Annotated in this window: 4 protein-coding genes and 3 pseudogenes; all 7 read left to right on the top strand. The window is 33.9% G+C overall.

Going from position 1 to position 8720, the window contains the following annotated elements; translation table 11 throughout:
- The coding region (locus tag U880_RS0103245) for a variable large family protein (RefSeq protein ID WP_024654739.1) at nucleotides 1–859 on the top strand (859 nt) is incomplete at its 5' end.
- A gap of 179 nt (nucleotides 860–1038) precedes the next feature.
- A pseudogene (locus tag U880_RS10035) lies at nucleotides 1039–2069 on the top strand (variable large family protein).
- Between the two features lie 382 nt (nucleotides 2070–2451).
- Entirely contained in the window at nucleotides 2452–3492 is a 1041-nt protein-coding gene (locus U880_RS0103235) for a variable large family protein (RefSeq protein WP_407637745.1), read from the top strand.
- 887 nt (nucleotides 3493–4379) lie between these two features.
- Entirely contained in the window at nucleotides 4380–5210 is an 831-nt protein-coding gene (locus U880_RS0103230) for a complement regulator-acquiring protein (RefSeq protein ID WP_024654737.1), read from the top strand.
- A 202-nt stretch (nucleotides 5211–5412) separates the two neighbouring features.
- The gene (locus tag U880_RS10030) at nucleotides 5413–6438 is read left to right on the top strand and encodes a variable large family protein (RefSeq protein ID WP_200862211.1); all 1026 of its coding nucleotides are present in this window, start codon (nucleotides 5413–5415) and stop codon (nucleotides 6436–6438) included.
- Nucleotides 6439–6926: 488 nt separating this feature from the next.
- Nucleotides 6927–8017: pseudogene (locus U880_RS10025) on the top strand (variable large family protein).
- Between the two features lie 42 nt (nucleotides 8018–8059).
- Nucleotides 8060–8716 (top strand): annotated as a pseudogene (locus U880_RS0103215) (variable large family protein); the annotation flags it as partial.
- Between the last annotated feature and the right edge of the window lie 4 nt (nucleotides 8717–8720).

Genomic DNA, 8720 nt, shown 5'->3' with positions numbered 1-8720 from the left:
GGTTCAGGGTACTGTGCAAGGTACCAAGGATAAGCTTGAACAAATTGTTGATGATATGAAGAAAGGAGGGAATCCTCATGCTGTTGAAGTAGAGAGTGTAGTGAAGAAATTAGTTAGTGAAACATTTGATAAGATAATTGACGGTGCAAGTGAGGCTTTAAAAGGAGCTGATGGTGTTGAAGCAATTGGTAATGTTGCTGAACCTGGAGCTGGAGCTGGAGCTGGTGCTGATGCGGTTAAGTCTCTTAGTGAGGGAATCAAAAAAATTGTAAGTGTAGTACTTAAGGAAGGAAACGCAGAAGCTGGAAATGATAACGGTCCTGTTAAAGATGATGGTACTGCTGGTGCTGCAAGGGGTGATGCTGGTGCTGGTGTTGATGGTGATGCAAGGAAATTGTTTGCTAATAATAATGCAGGTGCTGCTGCTGATGCAGCAAAAGCAGCAAGAGATGCAGTAAAGGCTGTTGGGGCTGTAACTGGTGCTGACATATTGCAAGCTATTGCAAAAGGTGATGATGGTGAATCAGCTAAATTAGCGAAACATAACAATGCTGTTGCTAATAATAACGGTGCTAATGCTAATAATGCTAGAGATGCGATTATAGCAGGAGGAATAGCATTAAGAGCGATGGCAAAGGGAGGCAAGTTTGCTAATGCTAGTGCGGCGGCGGCTGGGGTTAAGGTTAATGTTGTTAACGCTGCAGTAAGTGGAGTTACTAAGGCATTAAATACTCTAACTGTTGCAATAAGAAGTGCTGTTGACGAAGGACTTAAAAGTGTAAAAGAAGCAATGAAAATTAATACTAGTGATACTACTGTAGCATCTGAGAATAGTGGTTCTGGTGGTCAAAATAAATAGGCAAAGTTATATAAGTAAATAATAAAAATAAAGTTATAAAGAGGAAGATACTAAGAGTTAAGCTTTTGGTATCTTTTATTTTATAGTGTATTAAACATGGGTTTATTGCTTTATGTGGTTAATTTTGATCCTTTATGCTTTCATTAAAATGTTCTATTTAAAAATATTCAGTTTATTGTATAAAATTGTGCAAACTAATAATTGAGGGGGGGGTAAAGGAGGGAAGAGGAGTATCAGGAGGAGACGGGAGAGGATTAAGTGGAGCAATGATGGAAGTAGGGAGAAGTGCAGAGAGGGTTTTTACTCATTTATTGAGTTAATTTCAGATACATTAGGATTAAGAGTGACGAAAGACACAACTAAGCAACAAGTAGGAGAATATTTTAGTGACCTAGGAAAGAAGCCAGGAGAAGCATCAGGAGAATTAGAGAAAGTAGCAGAAAAAGCATCGTCAGATGTTGATAAAGAAGGTATATTAAATAAGGGAATAAGAGCGGCAGTTGATTCAGCTAAGATGACTTTAAGTGTATTAAAAGGGCATTTAGAATCATTAAAAGGGATAGGTGATGACAATGTTGTAGGTGAGGCGGCATCTAATGTCCGAGGAGTAGCATCAGCTGAGCTTGAATTAAAGAAAGCATATAAAGCATTGAAAGGGATAGTGGATACGGCTGATAAAGAAGGTGTTGCAAAGCTAGTAGCAGGAGATTTAGCAGTAAAATTAGGTAATGCAGATAATAAGGATGGAGTTAAGATATTGGCTACGGATAATGCACCAGCAGTAGGAGATTCAGGGAAAGCCTCAATAATAGTATCAAGTGTAAGTGGAGAAGAAATATTGGTAGCTATTGTTAAATCAGAAGAAGGAGATACAGCTGCAGCAATAGCAGCAAATGTAGATGGTACTACAAGTGCATTAAAGTTTGATAAAGGAGGAACAGCAGCTAATTTAGCAAACGAGGAAGCAAAAGCAAGGGCAGTTAGTGGAGGAATAGCGTTACGATCATTGGTTAAAGACGGTAAATTAGCATCAGGAGCGGCAGATAATAGTGCAGGAGGAAAAGAAGAAGTACAAAAAGTAGGAATCACTGCAGTAAATAAGTTATTGGGAGCAGTAGAAGAGATCATTAAGAAGACAGTGAAGAATGTGCTTGAGAAAGCGAAAGAGAAAATAGATAAAGTAAGAGAGCCAAAAACAGCAATTAAATAATAATAGAGATATTTAGATTAGTTAGAAGTAAAATTAGAAGGCAATCTAGGGATTATTTTAGTTTGCCTTCTTTTTTTGTTGTAAATGAAAAAGTAAGTGTAGGTATCATTAGATGAATTGTAATATAGCACAGCAAAGAAACAATCATTTATTTGTAGAGATCTTATGTTTGTCTTTGATATTATTTTTTGTGTCTTACTGATATTAAAAGCAAAGCTAAAAATAATAATAAAAAACAAGGAGGCGAAGGAAAGGAATGAAAGAGAAGAAAGGAATAGGAAATATAGAAGAGTGTATAAGCGAGTATAGAGAGAAGGGAAGAGAGAAGGGAAGAGAGAAGGGAAGTAAAAGAGGATTAAAGGGGATAAGAATAAGAGAAGTAATGATGGTGATGGTGATGGTGGTGATGATGGGATGTAATAGTGGGGGAGTAAAGGGAGGAGAAGGAACTTCAGGAGGAGAAGGAAGTGGGTTAAGCGGAGTGATGATGGAAGTAGAAAAAAGTGCGGAGCATGCATTTTATGCATTTATAGAGTTGGTATCAGGTGTCTTGGGATTGCGTGTAACTGCAGATACAACTAGGAATCAAGTGGGAGAATATTTTACAGGATTAGCGAGTAGCATAAATAAGGCTATGCAAGAATTAGTAAAAATTGGGAATAAGAGTAAGGAATCAGTTAAAGAAGGGAAAGAGTCAGAATTAGATAAAGCTGTTAAATCAGCTAAGGAGACATTGACAATATTAAAAGGTCATATAGAGGCTTTAAAGGATATAGGTGATGGTAACAAGGTAGTTGAAGTAGGAACCAGTCAACAAGGAAAAACAGTAGATGGAGTAAAATTAGGAGTAGCATATGATTCATTGAAAGGAATAGTAGAGATAGCTAAGACACAACAGGTTAAAGAACCAAAAAAAAATGATGTAACAATAGCTACTGCAAAAGTGGGAGGAACTACTCCACAAAATGGGGCTAGAGTTTTAACTAAAGATGCTAATGCAGGAGCGGCATCGGGATTAGAAGCAGCAGCAATAGTATCAGCGGTAAGTGGGAAAGAAATATTAGCAGCAATTGTTGAATCTCTAAGGGAGGATGCAACCGGAGCAGCAATATCACAGGATGTAAGTAAAGACACAAGTGCATTAAAATTTGCAGTGGGAGGTCCTGCAAATAATTTAGCAAAAGATGTAGCTTTAGCAGGTGCAGTGAGTGGAGGGATAGCGTTACGTTCGTTGGTTAAAGATGGTAAATTAGCTTCACATGATAATAACGATAACAAAGCAGTACAGTCGGCAGGAATCACAGCAGTAAATAAGTTATTAGAGGCAGTAGAAGATATAATAAAGAAGACATTAAATAATACACTTGCAAAGGTAAAGGACTCAATAGATAAAACAAGAACTCCTAAAGCAACAGGTCAGTAATATGACAGATAGTTAGAATTGAATTATTGCAAAAAAAGAAGGCAATTTAGATGATTTATTTAGATTGCCTGTTTGTTATAGGTAAAAAATTAAATAGATGACCTTTGGTTTTTTTAAAAGATTAATGACATTCATTTATAGTTTTATCGTAATTGATGTGGCATTAGCAATATGTTGAAATTTACAAAAATTAATGTTTTGTATATTACGAATATAAAAATGGAGTTAATAGACTATAACTAATGAAGATGGTATTGCAAAAACTGCAAACAATGTTGGTGCTGGTGAAGTGGGTAAATTATTTGCAGCTCCTGATGCTGGGGTGTACTTCTACACTAATTAGAATTACTTATTTTTAAATTTACATACTGTCACTCTATACTAATCACTAAAAAAAATACAAAAATATAGATTAATATCAATTAGTATAATTTATTTTATACTCTAGAATTAATATTTTTTATGGTATTATAATCTTAACAGATATGCTGCTTAATATGAATTTCAGTTTCTTGACTGTTTTTATTAATTCGTAAAATTGATTGATCATGAAAATGTAAAGCACTCCTAAAGCCTTTAAAAACATTTATAACTACTGTTAAATTGAAACTTAAATAAAAGTAAGCCTAAATTTTTTATAAATACATAGCGTTGAGGGCAATGGTGCTTTTGCCGCATCTCTTACTGCCTTCTTAGCATTATCAGCAGTATCCAGCTCTTATAAAGAGAAAATTGTTAATAAGTAAATAATTTTAGAGTAGGGATGTAAAAAAATAGTAATTTTAATTAAAAAAATTTGTATTTTGGATAAAGTGATATATATTATTAATTAATAATCATTACTATTTAGTAATAGTGGTTATTAATTCTAAGGAAGGAGAATATTTGTGAGAAAAAATTTATTTATATTATTAATTTTAGGATTAGTATCTTGTAATTTGGATTCTAAATTATTGGATAATAAAGGAAGACCTGATGATTTTTTAAAAGATGTTGTGAATAACGTTCAAGGTGATGAACAAATAAAAGAAGATGTTGTTAATAAAGTTTCCGTTAAAAAAGTAGTAAGAGAAGATTCTGTAATAAAAGATGAGAAAGGGGAATTAATATCTGCTATTATAAATGATATTGATAATGTTATGGGATTATTAAATCAAGATAAGGCTGAAGTTGAGGATGCAAATCAATATGGTATGAAGGATGAAGTGTTTAAATTAGTGTTAAATGCTGTTAATAATAAGAAATTAGATCCTTATGATAATAAGGAAGTAAGACGATTATTTTATTCCTCTTTGTTATACAATAAAGAAAGAATAAAAGATTTTGCAGAAATTCTTAAAAAAGTAGAATCGGATAATACAAATAAGGGTACATGGATTTACGATATAATGAATGCTGTAGTAGTAGCTCTTCAGTTTGATTTTGAGAGAATAATTAATAAATTAGAAAAGAATAGGGAGCAACTTGATAAATTAAGTCTTGTTGATTTAAGAGAAATTAAGTCCAAGCTTGAAGAAATGCAATTACAGAAATTAAATTGGAGGAAAGCCGTAGATAGTCTTATTTCATCTTATAAAGCTAAGACAGATGGAATTGATTCTGATAGTAAGAAATTGATAGAGCATATTGATAAAAGATATAAAGATCTTATTAAAGTTAAAATTCCCGGAATGAAGGCGGTATCTAATAGGATTATATCTATTCTAGATAATAATTAAGTAATTTATTATAATCATTTAAAATACAAAGGAAGGTAGATTAATAATAGTCTATCTTTCTATATTTTTGTTGTAGAAATATATTTTTTAGGTGAAGTTTAGTAGAAAAAATTTATTTTATATGTGTTAAAAAAATAAAAAAGAGTTCTTTGGTTTATTTAAATTTTACTTTTATAAAAAAGTTAGCTTTAAAATTTTTAGTATGTGCTTACGGGGGAGTAAAAGGTGGAGAGGGAAGGTAGACTTAGCAAAGAAGAATAGTTTTTTAGAGTCATTAGTTGCGATCGGAGAAGGATTTTATGAGGTTTTTGGCGTTTTTGGGAGTGCTATTGGGGATGTGTTAGGATTTCATGCTGTTAAATCTACAGATAATAGAAGTGAAGTGGGAAAACATTTTGAAAAGATGGAAAAAGGATTAAAGAGTACTAAGGATAAATTAGATGGATTAATAAAAGATATAACCTCTACTTCACATGCTGATACCAAAGTAGTTGAGGCTGTTATTAAAAGTTCTAGTGAAGTGGTGACAGAGTTAATGACTCTTGTAACCAATCTAGCTGGTGTTACTAAAGCTAACACTATTATTGGTGATACTGCTACTGATGCTGCCGCAGTGGCTGCTGATTTAAATGATGTTAAGGCTATAGTTGAAAATGTAAAAAAAATTATTGAATTAGCAAATAAATCTGGAGTACAGATTGAAAAAGGAAGTGAAGGTGCTGCTGTTGCTGCTGGTGCTAATACTAATGCACCTGCTGTTCTTAATGCCAATGCTGCAGCTGGTGCTGGTGCCGGTCCTAAACTAGCAGATGAAGTGGCTAAAGCAGATCCATGGGCAATGATTGATAAGATAAAAATTTCTAAAACTAAAACTGCTGGTAATGCTTCTGATAATGATAGTGCTGGAGAACTAGCTACTGCTAATGCTGCTGATGCTAATGGAGCTGGAGCTAAGAGTAATGCCGACTTAGCAGCAGCAGTAGCTCTTAAAGCAATGACTAAAACTGGTAAATTTAGTGCTGTTGCTAATGAAGCTGGAGCAGTTAAGGCAGCAGCAACAAGTGCAGTAAATAAGGTATTAGGGATACTTGATATAATAATTAGTAAAACAGTAAGTAGTAATCTAGAAAAGATAAGAGAAGCAGTGAAGGGAATAAAATACTCTGAAACTAGTGGAGTTAATTCTACTAAATCTGATACTACTCAAGCTACAACCACTACTAAATAAATTAGTAATTTAAGTAATAAAAGATAAAATCGTTAAGGACAACACTTCTCTTTATTTAGGGAAGTTGTTTTCTTTTTATAAGATATATTTCATCTTATATTCTTTATATTCTAATGAAAAATATTAAGTTTATTGTATGGTTATTGTTTAGGAAAGATTATACATCATGGTCTGAATATTAAAAATAATACATTAAAATCAAAAAGACTATATTTTATATAATTTATGTATTGTGTATGTAGAAAATTCAATATTAAAGATTTTATGTTTTTAAATTGATAACAAACAAAATAAAATTGTCATTTATTCATTTAATTTGTCCATTCATTTATTTTTTGTTTTTGATTTTTTTATGTTTTAATAAGTTTTTAAAGGAAAGCTAAAAAGAAAGAAAAAATAAGGAGGCGCAGAAAATGAAGAGAGAAGGAAAAGAAGAGGAAATAAAAGGGAAGAGAGGAATAGAGAGAGGGATAGAGAGAGGGGATAAGATGAGAGTGAGAAGAATAGTAAAGGGAATAATGGTGATGGTGGTGGTGATGGTGATGGGATGTGATAGTGGAGGAGTAAAGGGAGAAGGAGCAGCAGGAGGAGGAGAAGGGAGAGGAGCTAAAAGTTTAAGTGAGGTACTGCTGGAAGTAGGGAGAAGTGCAGGGGATGCATTTTATGCGTTTTTAGAGTTAGTGTCAGGGAGTTTGGGATTTAGTGTGACTAAAGAAACAAAGAAGAATGAGGTAGGAGAATATTTTAATAAATTAGGTGTTAAATTAGGAGAAGCGTCAGCAGAATTAGAGAAAGTAGCAGAAAAAGCATCGGTAGATCTTGGTAAAGAAGGTGTATTAAATAAGGGAATAAGATCGGCAGTTGATACGGCTAAAACTACTTTAAGTACATTAAAAGGGCATTTAGAATCATTAAAAGGGATAGGTGATGGAACTATAGTAGGTGAAGCAGCAACCAATAAAGAAGGAGCGGCTCCAACTGATGTTGAATTGAAAAAAAACATATAATGCATTGAAAGGAATAGTAGGGATAGCTAAAAAGGAAGGTGTTTTGGAGCCAGAAGTACGAGATGTAGCAGTAAAGGTAGGTAATAATGGAACAGATAATAAAGATGGAGTTAAGATATTGGCTACAAGTGCTGGTAAACCAGCAGCAGGGGATATAGGAAAAGCAGCAGCAATACTAACAACGGTAAGTGGCAAGGAGATGTTGGCATCGATAGTGAAATCAAATGAAGGAGATGCAGTATTAGGAGCGGCTGCGGATGCAAATACAAGTGCTATGAGTTTTGCAAAAGGGGGTACTGCAGCTAATTTAGCAAAAGAGGAAGCAAAAGCAGGAGCAGTGAGTGGGAGGGATAGCATTACGATCATTAGTTAAGACAGGTAAATTAGCGTCAGGTGCAGAAGATGGTAGTGCAGGAGGAAAGGAAGAAGTACAAAGAGTAGGAGTGAGTGCAGTAAATAAGTTATTAGTAGCAGTAGAAGAAATGGTGAAGAAGACAGTAAAGAATGTTTTGGAGCAAGTAAAAAAAGAAATAGATAAGGCAAGAGAGCCAAAGGCAGTAGGTCAACAATAAGATTAGAATAGTAATATTTCAATATATTGAAAATGATTAGGTAGAAGTATTAGTGAAGAGAGCAATAAAGGTGAGGTAACCTCTCAACAAAGTGGTGCAGCAGCAGATACATAGGAATTAAAAAAAGCTCTTAGGGCACTTCAAGGAGTAGTGGAGATAGCTAAGGTAGAAGGTGTTGGAAAATTAAAAGAGAGTAATTTAGTATTGAATCAACAATCAATAGGAATAGCCAATCCAGAAAATGGAGCTAAGGTTTTAACAGCAGGTGCTAATGCAGGTGGGGCTTCTGGTCCAGAAGCAGTAGCAATAGTATCGGCAGTGAGTAGTGAAGAAATTTTAGAATCTATAGTTAAATCAAAAGAAAATGATGTTAAATCACTGTCAGGAAATGCCGTGGCAGGTACAACTCCATTGGAATTTGCAAAAGGAACAAATAATACTGGTCATTTAGCACAAGGGGCAGCTAAAGCAGCAGCAGTAGCTGGAGGAATCGCCCTACGTTCATTGGTTAAAGATGGCAAATTAGCTGCTAATAATAATAATGATGAAAAAGCAGTACAAGGAGCAGGAATAAGTGCAGTAAATAAACTATTAGTAGCAATAGAAGATATAATTAAAAAAACAGTAAAGAATGTGCTTGAAAAAGTAAAACAAGAAGTAGATAAAGCACGAGCTACAAAAGTAGCAAATCATCAATAAGATA

It is taken from the genome of Borrelia hispanica CRI, assembly GCF_000500065.1.
Lineage (GTDB): Bacteria > Spirochaetota > Spirochaetia > Borreliales > Borreliaceae > Borrelia > Borrelia hispanica.
The sequence above is the reverse complement of the archived record's forward strand: the minus strand, read 5'-3'. Positions and strand labels throughout refer to the sequence as shown.

Coding starts and splice junctions, on each gene's coding strand:
- U880_RS0103235 (WP_407637745.1), top strand. CDS start 2,452: ATGATGGTGATGGTGATGGTGGTGATGATGGGATGTAATAGTGGGGGA.
- U880_RS10030 (WP_200862211.1), top strand. CDS start 5,413: ATGTGCTTACGGGGGAGTAAAAGGTGGAGAGGGAAGGTAGACTTAGCA.